Consider the following 20434-nt stretch of genomic DNA (forward strand, 5'->3'; position numbering starts at 1 on the left):
GTTGACATACTCAAGGAAATCGACAGAGCAAGTATGAATGTGGAATTAACTCTGAAGATTTAGAGTTTAAGCTAAGGTTGCTGACATATTCGAGGGAATCAACAGATCAAGCATAGATGTGGAATTCATTCTTCATATAAGGTTGCTGACATACTCAAGGAAATCAACAGATCAAGTATGGATGTGGAATTAACTCTGAAGACTTAAAGTTACGTTAAAAAGGTTGCTGACATACTTAAGGAAATCGACAGATCAAGTATGGATGTGGAATTAACTCTGAAGACTTAAAGTTACGTTAACAGGTTGCTGACATACTCAAGGGAATCAAGAGATCAAGCATGGATGCGGAATTAACTTATATAGTTTCGTTAAAAAGGTTGCTGACATACTCAAGGAAATCAACAGATCAAGATGGGGGAATTAACTCCCAAGAGTATGCCAACTATCGTTCTTTCGCCTGAAATCCCGATGCCGACAAGATTAGCGCTAGTGGCTTAAATAAAACTTAATCCATTGCAAAAAAAGACTTTATTTCCTTAGCCTTTAGTCAAAATTGCCCACAAATCCTCAAGGTTTCAGTTCGCTTCTGGGGTATTAAGTTGCTGACGTTTTTCCATCAAATCTTTAATCAAAGGTGTAAGGATCAGCTCCATCGCCAGCGACATTTTGCCGCCGGGGACGACGAGTGTGTTGACCCGTGACATAAATGAACCTTGGATCATATTGAGATAATAGGGGAAGTCGACATTATTGATACCGCGGAAGCGGATCACCACAAAGCTCTCGTCTAAGCTCGGAATATCTTTGGCACTAAATGGGTTAGAGGTATCGACCGTCGGTACTCGCTGAAAGTTAATGTGAGTGCGGGAGAACTGTGGCGTCATGTGCTTAATATAGTCGTCCATACTGCGCACAATTGACCCCATGACTTTTTCACGGCTGTGGCCACGCTCCGAAGTATCGCGGATAATTTTTTGGATCCACTCTAAGTTGACTATGGGGACCATGCCGATCAGCAAGTCCACATGCTGGGCGACATTGGCATCACCAGTAACTACGCCGCCATGTAAGCCTTCGTAGTAGAGCATATCGGTATTTTCAGGTAGTGGTCGCCATTGAGTAAAAGTGCCGGGCATCTGGTTAAAAGGCACTGCCTCATCGAAGGTGTGTAAATAGCTGCGGGTTTCACCTTGGCCTGTGGTGCTGTAATCGCGAAAGCATTGTTCTAAACGAGCAAAGTTATTAGCCTCTGGGCCAAAATAGCTAAGATTGCGGTTTTCAGCTTGGGATTTGCGGATCATGACTTCCATTTCGGCGCGGGTAAAATGATGAAAACTGTCGCCTTCGACAAAGGCGGCGTTGATCCCGAGTTGGCGAAAAATATGGCTAAAGGCGGTGGTCGTCGTGGTGGTTCCCGCGCCTGATGAGCCTGTAACTGCAATAATGGGATGTTTTGCTGACATTTTTTCTACCTAGCTAGGAACCAAAAGAGCCGCTTATGGGGAAGCGATAAAAACGCGAGTACTATTTATACGGTACAGAGATAGGACTGGTCAATCTTGCTGCTGTGCTATTTGATCCGCCGAGCGTATCGCGAAGGACTCATCGTCCTCACTGTACTCTAATTTCAGCTTACCTTGTTTAAGTGCTTGTTGACATTGGACTATCGCCTGCATCAGTTCCTGTTCATCGAGACTGGCAAAGCTGCCATCCTCCACTTGACCTAAGAGATATTCGCGGATCAGATTGGCCAGCGTTTCCTTGGGGAGTTGTAACAGGGTTTCATAGGGAATGAGCATCGGTGCTTCCTTGGAGAATATTGTCGCCGTTGATGGGGTCTGCAGTAAGCGAGTGAACACTTTGATCGCCGAGTAAAAAGTGTAAAATCCGTCGCTCAAGATAGAAGCGCGGTTTCCAAGGTGTACCGCCTTCGATAAAGCCAACATGACCGCCATAGGGATGCAGTTCGTATTCTACATAACCCGATAATTGGTTTGGCTGGGGGATCACTTCATCGGTCATAAAGGGATCGTCCTTGGCATGTATGATAAGCGTCGGTTTAGTTATACGGCTGACAAAGGGTAAGCCACTGGCACGCGTATAGTAATCGTCGACGCCGTCAAAGCCGTGTAATGGCGCTGTGACTTTATCGTCAAAATCATAGAAGGTATTTAAACGGTCTACCTGTAACTGGCTTAGCGGCATAGAGATGGCTAAGTCGGGATCATTCAGTTTATGGCTGATTTTCTGTTGTAACTGTTTGATTAAATAGCTTTGATACACCTTCGAAAAGCCATTTTCCAAGCGTTTAGCGCAGGCGGACAATTGCAGCGGCGCAGAGACAACCACAGCGCGGGCTAATAAACTATCATCCTGATATTCGCCTTGATACTTCGTCAGCACATTGCCGCCTAAACTGTAACCTACGGCTAATAAGGGCGATTGCGGATACGCGCTTTTCAGAGTCGATAGACTAAACTGTAAATCGTCCGTATCGCCACTGTGATAACTGCGGGCGAGGCGATTGGCCTCACCCGAACAACTTCTGTGATGATGCACGACGGCAGCGAGTTGCTGTTCTTTACAGGCTTGCAGTATCCGCCGCGCATAATGGGACTGCGCACTTCCTTCTAAGCCGTGGATGATCACCACGATCGGTTTGCCAGACTGTGGAACATCCTGCCAATCTAAATCGATAAAATCGCCATCGGGCAACTCTAAGCGCTGCCGCTGTAATGCTGGTTTGGCCACTTTAGTGAATACGGGTAAAATCGTTTGTATATGGGGACTCTTGGCCCACCAAGGTGGCATAAAGGAATTTGGCATAGATGTTTATCTTGATATCGGCTATTGCTGAAAATTAAAACGTGTGTTTAATTTATACCCAAACCAACTCAAAATGCTGAAATTCGTATTTTGAGGTCGCTTGGGTATAAACTCGCGGCCATTGTAGCACAATTGTTTTTTATGCTGATATTTAGGCCGACATTTAGGTTGATAATTAGGAGATAGAGATGAAGCGACGAACCTTTATAGTGGGCGCGTTTGCCGGTACGGCGGCGTTAGCCTTAGGGGTTAATCTCTATTCTCCTGAGTTTAGTTTGCCCGAGGATAGCGAAGGCAAAGATTATCGTTTGTTGTTTAGCGTGCTTTTGCCTGTGATGCTCGACGGCGCCTTGCCTGATGTGGCCATTCATAAGTTAGCGGCGCAAAACCGCACTTTAGATGCCATCAAACAGTCGATTGCTGTGTTACCCGATGAGCAGCAGACCGAATTGTTTGAGCTGCTCGATATGCTCGAAAATCGTCTTGGTTTACTAGTACTCACCTCGAGCATGACACCGTTATTGATGCGCTCTCCCGCTGAGTTAACTGAAATGCTAGAAACCTGGCGCCACAGTTATTTCGCTTTGTTACAAACGGCTTATCTCGGATTGCGGGAATTAGTGATGGCAAGTTACTACGCTTGTCCTGAGCACTGGAGCCGCCTGCATTATGCCAAGCCTGAACTGTTCAAATAGCGAGTCCATTTTTAACCTAATCAAACGCCGAATAATAAGCATCTTACCCGCGATAGTGGAGCACTCAAGTTGGCAATCATAGATCCTATAGTGAATGGTTTAAACTCTGGTTGGTTGCACACTGATGCGAGCCAATTGCAAGAAAACCAGCAGTTTGAAGCTGATGTGATTATTGTCGGCACAGGTGCTGGCGGCGGTGTGGCGGCTGAAATTCTCACCCAAGCAGGGCTGAGCGTGATCATGATTGAGGCGGGACCGCTAAAATCCTCCAGCGATTTTAATATGGAAGAGCGAGTTGCTTATCCCAACTTGTATCAACAAGCTGCGGCGATGAAAACCGCCGATAAGGCGATTGGGATTTTTCAAGGCCGCGCAGTCGGTGGCTCAACCACAGTTAACTGGACCACTTCAATCCGCACTCCGACCGAGGCGTTAGCCTTTTGGGCGCAACATAAATCGGTTGTTGGGCTTAATCGCGAGAGTTTAGATCCTTGGTTTGAGCAAATGGAACAACGGCTCAACATTCATGAATGGAATTATGAGCCTAATCGCAATAATGCCGCCCTGAAGCAAGGTTGTATCAATCTTGGCTGGGAATACACAGTCATTAAACGCAATGTGGCGGGTTGCTGGAATACCGGCTATTGCGGCATGGGTTGTCCGGTCAATGCGAAGCAATCTATGTTAGTCACTACGATTCCCGCGGCACTTGAGAAAGGCGCGCAGCTGATCAGTCGCGCTAAAGTGACTAAGATTGAGCACCATAATGGCCAAGTGTTTGCGTTAAAGGCGCAGGCGTTGGATGTGAATTTACGACCCACTGACGTTGAGCTGTTATTTAAGGCTAAACATTATATTTTGAGTGCGGGTGCTATCCATACACCGACGATTTTGATGCGTTCGCAAGTACCCGATCCCCACCAACTTTTGGGTAAACGCACCTTTTTACATCCTACTTTGTTATCCGGCGGCGTATTTGCCGATTCGATCAATGGCCATAGCGGTGCGCCGCAATCTATCTATTCCGATGAATTTGTGTGGAACAATGGCGCCGATGGTGAGCTGGGTTATAAACTCGAAGTGCCGCCGGTGCATCCGATTTTAATTGCCTCTAAAACCTTAGGATATGGTACAAGTCATGCTGAGTTAATGTCACAATTCAATCAGTTGCAAGTGACTATCGCTTTGATCCGCGATGGCTATCATCCCGACAGTCAAGGCGGTGCAGTACACTTAACGGATAAGGGTTTTGCTTTAGATTATCCGCTGACCGATGCCTTTTGGCGGGCCGCGAGACGCGCTTTTGCCAGCATGGCGGAGTTACAATTCTCGGCGGGCGCCTTAAAAGTGTTGCCGATCAGCGATGGCATGCCTTACTTATCCTCGTGGAAAGACGCCAAAGAGAGCATTACGCAGATGTCACTCGCGCCACTGCGCACTATCGTCGCATCGGCGCACGTGATGGGCGGTTGTCCCTTCGGCGAAGATGAAAAGCTTTCTATGGTCAACAGTTATGGACAGTCGCACTATTTAGAGAATTTATCTGTAATGGATGGCTCTATCTTCCCGACCAGCCTTGGCGCTAACCCGCAGCTGTCGATTTATGGCATCACGGCACGTAATGCCACCGCACTCGCACAGAAGCTCACTGACGGTAAAGCCTGATGTTATCTTATCAAAATGCAGCTTAGCTTGATAAAGCTTGATGGGGTGTGAATGTCTGAAAACACATTACGGGAAGGTGGTTGCTTATGCGGCGCGATTCGTTATCAGATAGAAGGTGAACCCTTTGATGCGGATTATTGCCACTGCCGTTCGTGCCAAAAAAGCACGGGCTCTGCATTTGGGGCTTGGATGGATTTTAAACTCAGCCAAGTGATTTGGCTTAAAGGTCTGGTGACTGAGTTTGCATCGTCTGAGTTTATTCGCCGTGGATTTTGTGACAAGTGCGGTACATCGTTAACTTACCGACATACTCAATATCCCGATTATTCGACCTTGAGCATAGCGAGTCTGGACGATGCTAACCAAGTTAAGCCTAAGTACCATATTTACACTGATAGTCAGTTGAACTGGTTGGTGATCAAGGATGACTGTGAACGCTATCCGCAAGGCCGCAGCTGTTAGCGGCTCAGATGATCATAGCGTTAATTTGATTGAGTTTGAGCTAACATGGTTGAGCTTGTTTTAACTTGATTAACTTAGATCAGGGCGCAATGAGGCCGATTTCGTTGGCGTCAATGTCACTGAGTCCAAACAGGCTTAAGTAGCTCACTAGATTCGTTGCTTGGCCGCTTGGGCTGAGTTCATTGAGTTTATTCAAGATGGTTCGCTGCGCTTTACGTTCCATCATCAGCTCAACGGCGAGCATCTGCTGATACTCTTGCTCATTCAGGCTGGATTTAGCGAGTTTACGTAATTTGCGATAGGGCGTGAGAAACCTTTCATCCCATTCACCTACAGCATTCATCAGCGTTTGCCATTGGTCCGTGCTGTATTGCTGCGGCCCAGACACATCCATAGTGATATCTAAATATTGTGCCAGTAGCAGTAGATTGACGTTCACCTGACAGCTATTTTGCAATTCGAGACAGAGCGCTTTGTTTTGCGCATAGCTCATATCACACCATTGCCAGAGTTGACTGTCGAACTGGGTTAAAACCGCCATACTATTTCCTTGTATTGCCGCTGCTACTGACTTTTATGTAAAAGAACGCTGGAGTTATTGTTGCTCCATGACCTCTTGCTCCATTGCATCTATCTCTTCTTGCAACTCGAGCCATTGCATTTCACTGTCTTCTAAGGTTTGCGTCAAGCTCGTTCGCTCGGTTAATACCGAGGTTAGCTTGGCTTTGTTATCTTGATCATACAATTCGCTATCGGCCAGCAAGTGCTCTAGCTCGGCGAGGCGTTCGCTCAGCTTTTGTTGCTCGGTTTCTAACTTAGTTTGTTTGCGCTTGAGCGGCGATACCTTTTGGCGGATCTCGGCCTCGAGGCGTTTTTGCTGTTTTTTATCGGCGGCAGGTTTGATCTCGTCGCTGGTGCTGTTTTGATTCGAGTTGGCTTTCGCCGCATCGAGCAACCATTGGTGATAATCGTCTAAGTCACCATCAAAAGCGCGCACTTCACCTTGATCCACCAGATAGTAATCGCTACAGGTTAATCGCAGCAAATGCCTATCATGCGAGACGACAACCATAGCGCCTTCAAAGGTTTGCAATGCCATTGTCAGGGCGTGGCGCATCTCTAAGTCTAAATGGTTGGTGGGTTCATCGAGCAGCAATAGGTTAGGGCGTTGCCAAACTAATAGCGCCAACACTAAACGGGCTTTCTCGCCGCCAGAAAAGGGTCGTACAGGTGAGAGCGCCATATCGCCATTAAAGCCAAAACCGCCTAAGAAGTTACGCAACTCTTGCTCTCTGGCATTGGGTGCCAGACGTACTAAATGCTGCATCGGCGTGTCGTCGAGGCGTAAAAATTCGATTTGGTGCTGTGCAAAGTAGCCGATATTGACGCCAGGATTAGGTTCATACAAACCTGTCATTGGCGATAATTGGCCCGATAACAGCTTGATTAATGTCGATTTACCCGCGCCGTTACGGCCGAGTAAACCAATGCGCGCACCCGGCACTAAGTTTAAATGCACTTTACTAAGGATTGGCTTATCGCTATAGCCGATCGCGACTTGCTCCATCTTAATCAGCGGATTGGGCAGGGCTTCTGGAGCACGAAACTCCATATAAAAGGGGCTATCGGCTTGAGACGGCAACAACTCAGTCATGCGCTCTAGCGCCTTTAAGCGGCTCTGCGCTTGTTTGGCTTTACTGGCCTTGTAACGGAAACGGTCAACGAAGGACTGCATGTGCGCACGTTCTTTTTGTTGGCGTTCGAAGGCAACCTGTTGCTGCGACATACGTTCGGCACGAATGCGCTCAAAGGCACTGTAATTGCCTTTGTAGAAATTGAGTTTTTGATTTTCAACGTGGACGATTTCATCAACGATTTCATCGATAAAGTCCCTATCATGGCTGATTAAAATCAGCGTGCCTTGATAGGACTTAATCCAACCTTCGAGCCAGTACATGGTATCTAAGTCCAAGTGGTTGGTCGGTTCGTCGAGGAGTAATAAGTCAGAGCGGCACAGTAGCGCTTGGGCTAAGTTGAGGCGCATACGCCAACCACCCGAAAAGCTTTTCACTGGATTGCTTTGCTCGGCTTCACTAAAGCCCAGACCCGCTAACAATGAACCCGCGCGCGAATGAATCGCATAACCACCGATAGCGTCGATTTTGCCGTGTAAGAGTGCGATGGCATTGCCGTCGTTATCTTCTTGGGCCTTGTGTAATAGGGCTTCTAATTGACGATATTCGCTATCGCCATCGATCACATATTCCAGTGCCGAGACGTCGAGCGCAGGGGTTTCTTGGGCCACAGTGGCAATTTGCCAGCCAGAAGGCAGACTAAATTCACCTTTATCTAGGCTTAAGTGACCTAAAATTAATGCGAGCAGTGAAGATTTGCCTGTGCCGTTAGCACCGACTAAACCGACCTTATGGCCGGGATAAATCGTGAGAGAGGTCTCATCTAGCAGGGTTTTGCTGCCACGGATTAATTGCGCTTGGTTGATGCTGATCATTAACTACAACTTGGTTAGAACGTAAATTCGTCAGGGCACAGATAATAGCGTACAACCCCGTATCAAACCACAGCCTGACCCGATAACTCGGACAATTATTCGACTTTTCAGGACGATCTTCAGTGAATCGCATCACATCGACCTAAGGCCTCATACTTTCAGGTAACACTGGCATTCAATCATCAGTGTGGCAAAATAGCGCCAATTTCTTCGGCCGAGTCCCTTGGCCCTGCTATCTGGTCCTTTATCTATTATGACAAACACTAAAATCAAAAAGCGTTTCGTAGCCGGTGCTAAGTGCCCAAAATGCAGCGCCAAAGACAGCATTTTACTCTACAAGGAAAACGGCATCGAAACCGTTGAATGCACAGAGTGTGACTACCGTGAACAGCAAACCGATGTAAAGGTCACTGAAAAAGCTACCGGCGCTGTGATCGGCGTATTTAAACCGGATTAGGTTGAAGATTCAATTCATCAAAGTTAGTTTCGTAAAAGATTCACAACATGTGCAGTGTCGATTGGCAATATTGCTCCAGAGACACGCCGCCTATTGTTTTTAAAATAAGCTTCCTTGAGGGCTCGACGGTGGCATCCATGCCACCGACGGTCACTTCCGTAATAATGCAAATCCTAACTAACCATCCCGCTGCTCGTTCTGCGAAAAGCTATTGCCCCAAAGCAAGATAACTTTGTTGTCAGTTTGCAGCATGAATTGTCATTGTTTCCCCTGTGACTCGCCATAAACTCGTCCCTGAGGGCTCGACGACGGCATCCATGCCGCCAACGGTCACAGTTGCAACAATGCCAATCTTAATTAACCCTATCGCTGTTCGATTAGCTAAAAAGCTATTGCCCCAAAGCTTGCTAGCATTCATTTAGTGAGTCGAAAACGGACGAATAAATTGCCCTACAAAATCTCATCTATTTAACGAATGTTTGGCCCTACCGTAAAGCGACTAACAATGTATGGGTACAGTCGTATTTAAATTTAGATGCTTTTGAGTGTTTTTAAGCTCATTTTTTTACGCGTTTATCCAGCATGAAATTAACAAAACCCTTTAAAATCATTTGTATATATTTTTCCAAAATTAGTTAATAGGTTTGGAAAACGCGCATGCGCGTTTTTCCAGATGGTGTATTTGATAGAAAGCTGATAAGTTCTTTGCATACAGGTAGTTAACTGTGCGCGTTTTAACTGGTCTAATGAGGTAAACGCGCATGCGCACTAATAAAATGTTATGTGAAAATATTATGAATCATATAGTCGAAGTAGAAAAATATTTTGGGTGCACTCTACCTAAAACCTATCGACAATTCCTTTTGTCCTTCGACAAAGAGCTGGACGGAGATGTTTACCTTTATTTGCCAGATATGCTTATTGAGAGAAATGAGTGCTATCAAACAAAGGAATACGCCCCAGACTATATTAATATCGGTAATGATGGCGGTGGTATGGCATTTATTCTTAAACTTAGTGATCAAGATCCGAAAGTTGCTCTTATAGATCATGGAAGCATGGACCCTGAGTTAAGTGAGTTTGTTTGTAGCAGTTTTAGTGAATGGGTGGCTTCAGATTTTGAATACGATGAAGAGTAATCACATAACCAGGCCATCAAAGACAGCCCACAAAAGGCCGTGGGCTGGACTCGCTTCGCTCGCCCTTTATGGCGGCGTTAGACCTCCACACAAAAACGCAAGGTAGCGGATAATGCATGAGATTGTAGAAAACATTAAAACAGTTGACCTAGAAATCAATGATCTAGAAAAATTCAAAACCATCATAGCTGCCGCAGAGACCGATGACGAACTTGGGTCAGTTCTTCGCTTGCACCTCGCAGTAGAGCAACTCCTGACCTTCTATATCAAAGAAAAAAGTCATGGTGAAATATCGAAATACGCAAAACTACCGCGTGATTTCGGAGGAAAGCTATCATTGGCAGCAGCATTTGGCCTGCCATTGCCTATAGTACGGACAATTTACCAGATAAATGTCATACGAAATAAACTAGCTCATAAACCCGACACTTCAATCCTGGGCGGTGATATTAAAGAACTCTCACGTGCTGTGAATAGCCTGAGCGAAATTGATAAAAATTTCACTCCGGTCGAAAATCGCTATATTGAGCTTGTCGTTAAACGCCCAGGGGAGCGACTAGCTTTTGGTTCTGAAGGCAACCGAATCGACTTTGTTATTGCAGGTTTTGCTTTTTATGCAGCAGCCATGCAATGGCTTATTAAAGACGCCGCATCTAGAAAGCAATAGTAAAAGGCTAGCTCGGAGTCCAGGTCTAACAACTGGTTCAAATCGTTCGCTGCGCTCACTGGGACGGGCTAAAGCCCGCCCCTTAACCAAACGTTAATCCATAGAAATTTTTATACGAAACTGACGAGTTAGAGTTAATGCTTTAACTCGGAATTGTCCCTTTTCTCGTTAGCAAAGTTGCATCTAGCTAACTCAAGCATTAGAACATTGACCTAATTTTAGTAATGCAACAGAGTTCTGGCCTTATCAGTTATCAACCGCAATTACTCTAGCCAATGAGAAAATGAGGTATGAGTGTCAGCCTGAATGCGGGGCCAAAATGCTGTCAACCAAGGTCAATCATCAGTCGAAAGTGAGCGTAGAAGTATGAAAAAGCTAAAACGATATCAAGTGATTACCCATAAAACTGTATAAAAAATCGCTACCGTAAAAAAGCAAATTCCTATAGCATCATTTATACCAATTAACATGGATGTGGTAGCGGCCAAATCCAACAAGCGATTTATGCCCTATAAACAGCGCAATGCATAAATTCTAAGACGTTAGCTGTTTCGGAGTCTCAATGTCACATTACATTTCAATATCAAGCTTAAACGTTAAACTGATGAATCTTGCTAGTTTAGCTATAGCAGGTGAAGATTTATGTCGTAGGTATATGTATAGAGCAAACCTTAGTATGTACGACAAAGAATCTTATTCGAAAACCCTGAAGCTTTCTGTGTCCGAATCTTTAATAGAACTCGCCGTTAAGCTCAGATCATTTGATGAGTTTTGTCCATTTAAACCAGAAAATGATATCGATATTTATGAGAGGAAAGTTACAAAGAAATCTAAGAATTTAAGATTTCTTTGTAACAAAATTATCCATGCAGATGAAGTGCATTTAGATTATCAAGGTAATATAAACTACAACAAAGAATTTACTTGGTGGAGCGGTCAAATTACCTTGAGTGGGAAACAAGATAATAATAACTGGATCTTCTTTTTTGATGTGGCGCAATTTTGTGATTCGGCAATAGACTTCCTTTACAAAATGCAGCAAGTTATTGAAAATAAACAAACTAAATCGAATGATTTAATGCAGTTCAGCTAACTAGTTACTTAATTACGTTCCGGCCACAAACAGCATGGCCTCCACTGGAATGCCTGCGCTACGACAGCCAATTAGTAATGTGTTAATGCATAGAAATTTTAATCCGAAACTGACGAGTTAGAGCAAAGGGTCTATCACGCTTTTGTCCAAAAGTATGTTGCGTATGTCTTGTAAATCTACAGATTACGCGAATGCTCGAAAGGTGCGCCATGGTGATTAGCGAGACGACCGTCCGCCCCATGGACGGGGCGGTCGAGCATCCAAGGACGGACTGGCTGCGAGTCGACGAGCGAATGCCATGGTAAGCCTGTACGAGTGGATATTCGTAAACGCTAAACTTCTAACAACTGAAATTACTGATCCCAAACACTACTTTCCAACGCATTTCTGTCCCAAAGCTTGCTGGGTATCTCCTTCATACAGACTGGTTACACTAGTGCCAAAAAGGTGAGCCATGGTGATTAGCGAGACGACAGTCCGCCCCATGGACGGACTGTCTGTGAGTCGACGAGTAAATGCCATGGCAAACCTGTGTGAGTGGATATCAACTGCATACCGTTCTATTTTATCGAATGTTTAGGTCGTGATTTCGCGTTATTCTTTTGTAAACTTCCTTGTTATTCTGCCTCCATCAGCAAAGCGTTTGCGTCTTGTGTTAGCCGTATGATCTTGGCGTTTCACGTATCGCTTTGCTCAACTGATAGGAGAGCAGTAATGAAAGTATTAAGTCAGTTTTCCGCTAAAGCCGCGATGGATGGCGATGGGGTCAATATTCGCCGTGTCGCCGATTTTGTGACGACTAAATTTGATCCTTTCTTGATGATCGACGAAATAAAATCCGATGATGAACAAGATTTTATTGGTGGCTTCCCCGCACATCCTCATCGCGGGATGGAGACCTTCACTTACATTCGTAAGGGCGGTTTTGAGCACCGTGACCAAATGGGTAATGTGAAGGCGATTCGTGCCGGCGATGTGCAGTGGATGAGTACCGGGTTCGGTGTAGTGCACTCTGAAATGCCGCTGGCCGATGCTGTCGATGGTCTGCATGGATTCCAAATTTGGGTCAACATGCCCGCCAAAGACAAGCTGCGTCCAGCTAAGTATCAAGATACTGCGGGTAGCGCGAGCGTTGAAGTGACCAATAACACTGGCGCTAGCTTAAAAGCCTTAGCGGGTGATTGGGGCTTTAAAGATCAGCCATTTATTAGTGCGGCTATTCAAGGATTAGCGGGTGAGGCTGCTATTGCTGATTTAAGTCTATCGCCAAATGCTGAGGCCACGCTCGATTTGTCTCAACACGAGTTTGTCGCCTTGTACTTGTATCAAGGTGACTTATATAAAAGCGATTCAAGCAAGGGTGAAGATTCACAGTGGTCATCTGCTTCAAATCAACATCATCAGGGCGAGTTTTTAGTGATCGATAGCCAAAGTGTGCTTAAGCTTAAAGCCGATGAGCGCGGCGCTGGGATGCTACTGTTTGCGGGTAAACCTATCCGTGAAAAAATCGTCCAGATGGGTCCCTTTGTGATGAACACCCAAGCGGAGATTCAGCAGGCGATTCGCGATTACCAAGAAGGGCGTTTCGGCCAGATCGCGTAATTTGTTAAATCTGCCGCACTGAGCTAATTCTAAATCCAAGCCTAAGCCCTGTATTCCTGCAGGGCTTTTTTGTTGCTGTTTACGCCTGCTATGTCTATTGCTTAAGGACTTGAGGCAAAAGCTGCGCTTTGTTGCTACAATAGCCGTGCTTTTGGGTTGAGCGAGCCTAGCGCTTAAATCTAAACTCAAGCTAGCCCAAAGCTAACCTGAATCTTGATAGACCAGTTAAATCGATAAGTAACGCAATTTCAGTAACCTAGCAGCCGCTTCGTTACCCACCACAGGATATTCACCTTGAGCAACTCTGATACTAAGCCTAATCCATCAATGGCTTTTTCGACTCTTAAGCTAAAACCCGAACTGCTTGAGAACCTTTCTTCTATGGGCTACAACGAGATGACGCCAATTCAGGCGCAAAGTTTGCCACCCATTTTAGCGGGGCAGGATGTGATAGGTCAGGGTAAAACTGGCTCGGGTAAAACGGCCGCCTTTGGCTTAGGGTTACTGAACAAGTTAGACGTTAAACGCTTTCGCATTCAAACCTTAGTGTTATGCCCAACCCGCGAGTTGGCGGACCAAGTGGCGCAGGAAATCCGTACCCTTGCCCGTGGTATTCATAACGTTAAAGTACTGACACTTTGCGGCGGCGTGCCTATGGGGCCACAAGTCGGCTCGCTGGAACACGGCGCGCACATTATCGTGGGAACGCCGGGTCGTATCGTCGATCACTTAGATCGTAACCGCTTAGATTTAAGCAATCTCAACATGTTAGTGCTCGATGAAGCCGATCGCATGTTAGAAATGGGCTTCCAACCCGCCCTTGATGCGATTATCGAACAAGCGCCACGTGAGCGTCAGACGCTGCTATTCAGCGCGACGTTCCCTGAGCAAATTCAATCAATTGCCAAGCAAATCATGTATGACCCAAGCATGGTTAAAGTTGAAGGTAATCACGATAGCTTAAGCATAGCCCAACATTTTTATCACTTAGATGATGACAAGGCGCGTATGCAAGCGCTGCAATTATTGTTGTTAGAACATAAGCCTGAAAGTGCTGTGGTGTTTTGTAACACAAAACGCGAAACCCAAAAAGTGGCCGATGAGCTTGAAGGTTTAGGCTTTAGCGTATTGGCTTTGCACGGCGATTTAGAGCAAAGAGATAGGGATGAAACCCTGCTGCAATTTGCTAATAAGAGTGCCTGTGTATTAGTGGCGACCGACGTTGCCGCCCGTGGTTTAGATATCGATGCGCTGGATGCCGTGTTCAACTATCACGTCGCTTATGACACCGAAGTGCACATTCACCGCATCGGTCGTACTGGCCGTGCGGGCAGTAAAGGCGCCGCTTATACCTTCTATAACGACCAAGACGGTTACAAAATTGCCTTGTTAGAAGAGTATTTAGAGCGCGAAATTACCAGTGAATCACTGCCATCTGAAACCCTGCTCGGCAACACGCCTGCAGCGCCAACCATGATCACTCTGCAGATCGATGGTGGTAAGAAGGAAAAGCTGCGTCCAGGGGATATCTTAGGCGCGCTGACAGGCGAAAACGGTATCGAAGGCTCACAGGTGGGTAAAATCCAAGTGACCGATTACCGCGCCTATGTGGCCGTAAATCGTAAGGTTGCCAAGAAAGCACTGAACAAAATTACTGGTGGCCGCATTAAAGGGAAATCTTACCGCGCTTGGCCAATGAAGTAAGTTTGGCCTAGCTTGAGTTGAATCGTACCTCGATTTAATTCGCTCTATTTTTAAAGGGAATAAACTCAGGTTTATTCCCTTTTTTGTTGGGTTTTATAGCTGTAGTCACTACACCTTTGTGTCTACTTCACCGCGAATCTTATTGGGCGATTAAGTAACACTTTGTATTTGTCTGCTTAATTGATATGCCCCTCAGCTTGCCTGTGTTAGAAGTGATTCTGAGTAAAAAATAAATGAGCAGATAAACGGCTTTGTCAGGTGATAAGGCGTGCATTGGTTTGGAGTATTTATGTTTCGATGGACTATTTTACTAAGCATCTTTTTAAGCGCAGCGAGCGCTGCATCAATTCAGCCAGAGCCGCAACTTGAGTCTAAGTCAGAGCCGCAACCGTTACAGCACTTTATCTACATTAATCATCGTGAGGCCAACGGAGAAAACATTCGTGCCGACAAGGCGCTGCGCGATCCCCGTTTTGGCGGTGCGCAGATTGTTTATACTTGGCGCTGTTTAGAGCCTAAGCAGGGCGAATATGATTTCAGCGCGATTAGGGCCGATATTGCGTATCTCGATTCGATAGGCAAAAAATTGTGGATCCAGCTGCAAGAGAAATCCTTTACGCCTAGAGTCAATGTGCCGGCTTATTTGCTCGATGAGCCTATTTATCAAGGCGGCGTGTTGAAGCAAAGCATGCTGAGCGCACCAGAGCGTGATCCCAATAAACCTGTGACGGATGACGAATATGGTTGGTCTGCCAAAATGTGGGAGCCTGCAGTACGTGCGCGTTATCAACAATTGGTGCGCCAGCTAGGCCAAGAGTTTGATGGGAAAATCACTGGCATTAACTTTAGTGAAAGCTCAATTGATGTGGGGACTGAAAACGCCGACGGAACAACTACCTTCCCCAGTGATTTTAATCCTAAAGACTATATCGATGCGATTGGCGAAAACATGCAGGTATTAGCTGAGTCATTTCAGCATTCAACCGCTATGGTGTATTTGAACTTTTTACCAGACGAATGGCTACCATGGAATGACAAAGGCTATATGCGAGGCTTATTTGCGCAAGCCAAAGCGCTCAATATGGGCGTAGGTGGCCCAGATTTAATGCCATATCGTAAAGGCCATATGGGACAGAGTTACGCCTTTATTAAAGAATATCCAGCGGCATTGGTGAAAGGTATGGCGGTGCAAGACGGTAATTTGCGGCAGATTAATCCCAAGACAGGTAAAAAGAATACTGTGCCTGATCTGCTGGATTTTGCACAAAACTACCTAGGGCTAGACTACATTTTTTGGGTTGAAGATGAACCCTATTTTACGGATGAAGTCCTGCAGCAGTTGCCAGATATTAAGGCAAATTAACTTAGGTTGCTGTTTTAAGCTATTGTTTAGGCTGTTGTTTAAAGCGGCGATTGTTCAAGCGAGTTATTGGTCAATGTGTGGATAATGAGCTAAACGTATTGTGCAGCTTGTTGACTATATAAACAAAGACAAACAGAAACGCCCAATTCCATACGGAGTTGGGCGTTTCTGTTTAGGGCTTAATGCGGCTAAATCGCCAAGCGAGTTCGCTCAGTGGGTGCATTAATCCTGTGAATTTCTTGGACGACTCGCGCCGTTATTTGGGCGACGGGTGTTTTTCTTTGGGCCATTGGCGTAAGGGTTCTCACCCGCTTGGCCACGATTTTCGCCAGAACCTGAACGGCTTTCACTTGGACGACTAGCGCCTGCGCTATTCGCACGGCCATCGTTTGAACGTGCTGGACGTGGTTTGGCTGAATCAGCACGAGGTGCGCTACTGGCTTCACCGCTGTGTCTTGGATTCTTGTCGTTTGGCTTGTGACCGCGCGCGACGTCACCGCTGCGTTGACCATCTTTATGCTCGGCGCTTCTTGGGGCACCATCGCGTGAGCTAGGTTGGTTTGAGCTGCGGGTATTTCTACGGCTTGGTACTGATTTACCACTACTTTTTCCGCCGCCACCCAAACGTGATTCTGGCAATTCATGGTTAAAGCCTTCAACCATTTCTCGGTCTAATACGCGATTGATTAAACGCTCGATATCGTTTAGCAGTTTGATTTCTTCGTTACTTACCAGTGACACGGCTTGACCCGATGCGCCAGCGCGGCCAGTACGGCCGATACGATGCACATAATCTTCTGGCACGTTTGGTAAGTCGAAGTTAACCACTTGTGGTAATTGGTCAATGTCCAAACCACGGGCAGCGATATCGGTCGCAACCAGTACGCGAGCTTGGCCATTTTTAAAGTCGGCCAAGGCTTTAGTTCGTGCTGTTTGGCTCTTGTTACCGTGGATAGCGGCGGCTTTAATGCCCGCATCTTCAAGGCTTTTCGCCAGACGGTTAGCACCATGTTTAGTGCGCGAGAATACCAGCACTTGTTGCCAATCGTTTTGCTTGATGAGTTGGATCAACAGTGCCGATTTTTGGCTCTTATCGACTGGGCAAACCCATTGTTTTACTGTGGTCGCCGCCGCGTTACGTGGCGTGACCGAAATTTCGACCGGATTGTTCACTAAGCCTTTTGCCAGCTCACGAATTTCATCGGAGAAGGTGGCTGAGAACATCAGGTTTTGGCGTTGCTTAGGTAAAATGGCCAGGATCTTACGGATATCGCGGATAAAGCCCATGTCGAGCATGCGATCGGCTTCATCTAATACTAAGATTTCAAGCTGGCTGAATTTCACCGCTTTTTGATTGTACAAATCCATCAATCGACCTGGTGTGGCGACTAATACGTCGACACCGTGGCGTAATTTCGCGATTTGTGGATTGATAGGCACGCCACCAAATATCACCGCTGAGCGCAGTGGTAAATTCTTACCATAAGTTTCAACACTTTCTGCAACCTGAGCCGCCAATTCGCGTGTCGGAGTTAACACTAATGCGCGCACTTGGCCTGCTTGGGCACGGTTACCTTTACTCAGGAGTTCGAGCATAGGTAGGGTGAAACCTGCTGTTTTACCTGTTCCTGTTTGGGCGGCCGCCATCACATCTTTGCCTTGAAGCACAGCGGGAATCGCTTGAGCTTGGATTGGCGAAGGTGTGTCGTAGCCTTGTTCGGCAACGGCTTTAAGTATCGGGGCCGATAAGCCCAGGGAGGTAAAACTCATAGATTGGTCTCTTGTGGCAACACTGTGCTGCATTTATGGTCAATAGCCAGGTCTGCTGGCGGGCGTGCAGCTTACAGGATCAGGGCTTTAAGTGCCATCTAATAAAGGTTTTTGGGCTGGGTTTCATTCATATTGGCACATAAATCGCTTGTCGGCGGCTTTCACTCGGCCTCGCTTATCTTTTAGGCGCAAGTTTAGATAGCAGAGTTTGAGGTTATGGAAGTTAATTGATTTCAAGGAACAAGATGACTATTAGGCCTATTTCATTATATCAATTGAAGTCATAGGCATTTTTTATCTAGAGTTAGAATGAGTTAGCGGTAGATCACGCTACAATAATGAGAGTGGTATAAACTAAAGTCGATTGGAGTAGAATTAATCAATGACGCAATTGGTTTCGCTATCTGTTCAGTTCGTGATTGATGTTATTCGCTGAATTTTTAACAATGAACCGAGCGAAAGAATTATTGAGTGTTTTCACGGTCACGTTTAACTGAGTCATTCATGTTTAACTGAGTCATTTAGATGGAGTGGCTTAAGAGCAGTTCTCTGCATGCTTGCGATTTATCTCACGTTTATTTTAGGATGAGGCATTGTGGGAACGGTTAAACGCCTCTCATTTATAGGTGGATTATGACAGCGATACAGCATATTGAACGCCTTGCACGAGGACGCAGTGAACAAGCCGTCGCTGTGATTAAAAATGTGCAGCAGATGTCAAATATCCCCATGCATGAGATGCAACTCGCGCTTAAACAATTGCTCAACTGTGGCCGAATTGCGCTGCATTTTCATCCCGATAGAATCGATAGTCGTGGTATGACTGTGGCCGAAGGTTTACTGCGCGATGGTCAATACCGCAGCCAGTTTGAGACCCATATTTCTAATGGTCAGTTGTCACCTGAGTTAGGTGGCCCACGGGATCATTGGGAAAATCAGCTTTTTGGTGATGTATACAAGGGCACTAAATCTCGGCCTAAATACGGTGCACTCGATCTGGGGATGTGGCAGGACGGTCCCGCCCCACGTTTTGGAAGCTGTTATTTTTTGACTCATACGAGTGCGATGGCGCGCTCAACCTTTAGTTATCTCGACTCGTATCGTAATCCGAAAGAGAAGGGTACGCTGTCATGTTTCGATGATATTTTAGCGGCGCTGCTGACTGAGAGTTTTGAGCGTCACTATGCCTTAGGCAAAACCGACTTTAAGCCGCTGAATGTGATCCATTATTTGGGGCATCAGCTCAATGCTTCCTTGCTGTCACGTTTCGAGCGGCCGCTATCGAATAATCTTGACCATTATATAGAGGCGCAGATCCATGGCGATGTTTCCCTCGATGAAGATATCGCCATGCTGGTGGCGGACCCCAGTTTTAAGGGTACTGATATTGGCGCAAGCTTAAGTAAAATTTGCGATAAATATGATATTGAGCTGCAATATCATGATGGCTTTAGCCTGCATACGGCGCAGATCCCCAGTGATTTCCGTGGGCCAACTATGCCATCGCTGGCTAATCGGATTGCCATAGAAGACAGAGTCGATGCCTATGCCATAGGCGTGGCGGCGCGGGATTTATACCATTCTCCCCAGCATTGGCGTGACCGCGGTAATCGTGCGCAAGTCGCCCATGAACTTAAGTTGCTCTGGCATGTGCTAGTGAAATACGGTGGAGTGCAATAAACGCGAACTCTTTAAAAATGCTTAATTGTAAACGTAAGCATTAACAACAAAATGAGTTTAGGGCGTAAATAAAACAGCGAGATAACATCAGGTTAACTCGCTGTTTTTCTGTAGATATTTTATCGTTAAGGTCGCCTAGCAACCAGTGTCGACTTTTTTATAAGTGGGAACGCCCGTTGTCTCCCATTTATAGTCGATATAACAATTTGTCGCTTCGACTTGCGCTTCTGTGGGCGTGGCAAGGTTCAGTTTTTGCTTTGGTGTGGCGATAACTTCATAGGTGCCGTTGGTGGTGTAAATTCGATAGGACCACTCATTCACATTTAGCCCTGCCGCTTTAAAAATTTCTGGCGGAGTCGTGTAAGCTGTACTTGGCGTTATACCGCTGGTACTGGCAGCCCAAGGCTGATAGTTTTCGCCACGGATTTCGTCGTAAACGACTCTATTCGTGGTGCCGCTGTTAGTAATTTCCGACTTTGATTTGAATAGGGTCACGGCGGATTTCATCGAAGCCAGTGCACCTGAGAGCTGACTCTTATAGGCATCTGATTGTAAATTAATGAATTTAGGTGCAGCTACTACGGCTAATACGCCAAGAATAATAATAACCACAACGAGTTCAATCAGGGTGAAACCAGCATTTTTATTTGGCATAGATAGAGGACATTTAATACAAAGAGCTTCATGCTACCTAAGTTTTTAAAATCAGGCTAGTACTAGGTAAAGTTCCGTTAACTCCTAGATTTATTTATCTTTAGCTCGTTTTTGTGAGTCCGCTAGCAAAAGTCTGTGATAGGGTTTC

The 20434-nt window shown here is 46.0% G+C and carries 19 protein-coding genes; 11 read left to right on the plus strand and 8 right to left on the minus strand.

Annotated elements, in window-relative coordinates:
- Positions 1 to 575: 575 nt before the first annotated feature.
- From L5M38_RS06775 to L5M38_RS06785, 3 genes are all read right to left on the minus strand, one after another.
- Positions 576 to 1463: a phosphoribulokinase gene (locus tag L5M38_RS06775; RefSeq protein ID WP_011847692.1), complete on the minus strand. Its 888-nt coding sequence runs from the start codon at positions 1461 to 1463 to the stop codon at positions 576 to 578.
- 90 nt (positions 1464 to 1553) lie between these two features.
- The gene (locus tag L5M38_RS06780) at positions 1554 to 1799 is read right to left on the minus strand and encodes a YheU family protein (RefSeq protein WP_263178625.1); all 246 of its coding nucleotides are present in this window, start codon (positions 1797 to 1799) and stop codon (positions 1554 to 1556) included.
- A complete protein-coding gene (locus tag L5M38_RS06785) occupies positions 1783 to 2826 on the minus strand; it encodes a hydrolase (protein WP_263178626.1) in 1044 nt (347 codons plus the stop codon). Before L5M38_RS06785 ends, L5M38_RS06780 begins: the two co-directional genes overlap by 17 nt.
- 188 nt (positions 2827 to 3014) lie before the next feature.
- Between L5M38_RS06785 and L5M38_RS06790 the strand changes: the two genes are divergently transcribed.
- From L5M38_RS06790 to L5M38_RS06800, 3 genes are all read left to right on the plus strand, one after another.
- The gene (locus L5M38_RS06790) at positions 3015 to 3521 is read left to right on the plus strand and encodes a TAT leader-containing periplasmic protein (RefSeq protein WP_219252226.1); all 507 of its coding nucleotides are present in this window, start codon (positions 3015 to 3017) and stop codon (positions 3519 to 3521) included.
- 69 nt (positions 3522 to 3590) lie between these two features.
- Positions 3591 to 5186, plus strand: coding sequence for a GMC family oxidoreductase (locus L5M38_RS06795; RefSeq protein WP_219255805.1), 1596 nt, complete (start codon positions 3591 to 3593; stop codon positions 5184 to 5186).
- Between the two features lie 51 nt (positions 5187 to 5237).
- On the plus strand, positions 5238 to 5648 hold the full coding sequence (locus L5M38_RS06800; protein ID WP_263178627.1) for a GFA family protein: 411 nt from the start codon (positions 5238 to 5240) through the stop codon (positions 5646 to 5648).
- Positions 5649 to 5727: 79 nt separating this feature from the next.
- On the opposite strand, the gene L5M38_RS06805 is transcribed toward L5M38_RS06800, so the two are convergent.
- Together L5M38_RS06805 and L5M38_RS06810 are read right to left on the minus strand one after the other, a co-directional pair.
- Positions 5728 to 6189, minus strand: coding sequence for a TIGR02444 family protein (locus L5M38_RS06805; protein ID WP_263178628.1), 462 nt, complete (start codon positions 6187 to 6189; stop codon positions 5728 to 5730).
- Between the two features lie 54 nt (positions 6190 to 6243).
- Positions 6244 to 8157 (minus strand): ABC transporter ATP-binding protein, encoded by a 1914-nt coding sequence (locus L5M38_RS06810; protein ID WP_263143086.1) that lies wholly within the window; start codon positions 8155 to 8157, stop codon positions 6244 to 6246.
- A 253-nt stretch (positions 8158 to 8410) separates the two neighbouring features.
- Between L5M38_RS06810 and L5M38_RS06815 the strand changes: the two genes are divergently transcribed.
- On the plus strand, positions 8411 to 8614 hold the full coding sequence (locus tag L5M38_RS06815) for a YheV family putative zinc ribbon protein (RefSeq protein ID WP_263178629.1): 204 nt from the start codon (positions 8411 to 8413) through the stop codon (positions 8612 to 8614).
- Between the two features lie 238 nt (positions 8615 to 8852).
- Here the strand turns inward: L5M38_RS06815 and L5M38_RS06820 are convergent, their stop codons facing one another.
- The gene (locus L5M38_RS06820) at positions 8853 to 9032 is read right to left on the minus strand and encodes a hypothetical protein (RefSeq protein WP_263178630.1); all 180 of its coding nucleotides are present in this window, start codon (positions 9030 to 9032) and stop codon (positions 8853 to 8855) included.
- Positions 9033 to 9375: 343 nt separating this feature from the next.
- Between L5M38_RS06820 and L5M38_RS06825 the strand changes: the two genes are divergently transcribed.
- The 6 genes from L5M38_RS06825 to L5M38_RS06850 all read left to right on the plus strand — a co-directional run bounded on the left by L5M38_RS06825 (position 9376) and on the right by L5M38_RS06850 (position 16182).
- Complete coding sequence (locus L5M38_RS06825; RefSeq protein WP_263146927.1) at positions 9376 to 9753, plus strand: SMI1/KNR4 family protein; 378 nt, start codon at positions 9376 to 9378, stop codon at positions 9751 to 9753.
- Positions 9754 to 9865: 112 nt separating this feature from the next.
- A complete protein-coding gene (locus tag L5M38_RS06830; protein ID WP_263146929.1) occupies positions 9866 to 10420 on the plus strand; it encodes a hypothetical protein in 555 nt (184 codons plus the stop codon).
- A gap of 562 nt (positions 10421 to 10982) precedes the next feature.
- Positions 10983 to 11513, plus strand: a complete 531-nt coding sequence (locus L5M38_RS06835) for a hypothetical protein (protein ID WP_263146930.1) — start codon at positions 10983 to 10985, stop codon at positions 11511 to 11513.
- Positions 11514 to 12227: 714 nt separating this feature from the next.
- Complete coding sequence (locus tag L5M38_RS06840) at positions 12228 to 13115, plus strand: pirin family protein (RefSeq protein ID WP_263178631.1); 888 nt, start codon at positions 12228 to 12230, stop codon at positions 13113 to 13115.
- A 327-nt stretch (positions 13116 to 13442) separates the two neighbouring features.
- Entirely contained in the window at positions 13443 to 14819 is a 1377-nt protein-coding gene (gene dbpA, locus L5M38_RS06845) for an ATP-dependent RNA helicase DbpA (protein ID WP_263178658.1), read from the plus strand.
- A 289-nt stretch (positions 14820 to 15108) separates the two neighbouring features.
- A complete protein-coding gene (locus L5M38_RS06850) occupies positions 15109 to 16182 on the plus strand; it encodes a hypothetical protein (protein WP_263178632.1) in 1074 nt (357 codons plus the stop codon).
- Between the two features lie 222 nt (positions 16183 to 16404).
- Here L5M38_RS06850 and L5M38_RS06855 read toward each other — a convergent pair whose 3' ends face one another.
- Positions 16405 to 17952 (minus strand): DEAD/DEAH box helicase, encoded by a 1548-nt coding sequence (locus L5M38_RS06855; RefSeq protein ID WP_263178633.1) that lies wholly within the window; start codon positions 17950 to 17952, stop codon positions 16405 to 16407.
- A gap of 633 nt (positions 17953 to 18585) precedes the next feature.
- On the opposite strand from L5M38_RS06855, the gene L5M38_RS06860 reads away from it, so the two are divergent.
- A complete protein-coding gene (locus tag L5M38_RS06860) occupies positions 18586 to 19632 on the plus strand; it encodes a DUF3626 domain-containing protein (RefSeq protein WP_263178634.1) in 1047 nt (348 codons plus the stop codon).
- A gap of 135 nt (positions 19633 to 19767) precedes the next feature.
- Here the strand turns inward: L5M38_RS06860 and L5M38_RS06865 are convergent, their stop codons facing one another.
- Entirely contained in the window at positions 19768 to 20286 is a 519-nt protein-coding gene (locus tag L5M38_RS06865; RefSeq protein WP_263178635.1) for a type II secretion system protein, read from the minus strand.
- Positions 20287 to 20434 lie beyond the last annotated feature (148 nt).

Origin of the sequence: Shewanella sp. SM101, from assembly GCF_025654465.1 — a bacterium.
Lineage (GTDB): Bacteria > Pseudomonadota > Gammaproteobacteria > Enterobacterales > Shewanellaceae > Shewanella > Shewanella oncorhynchi.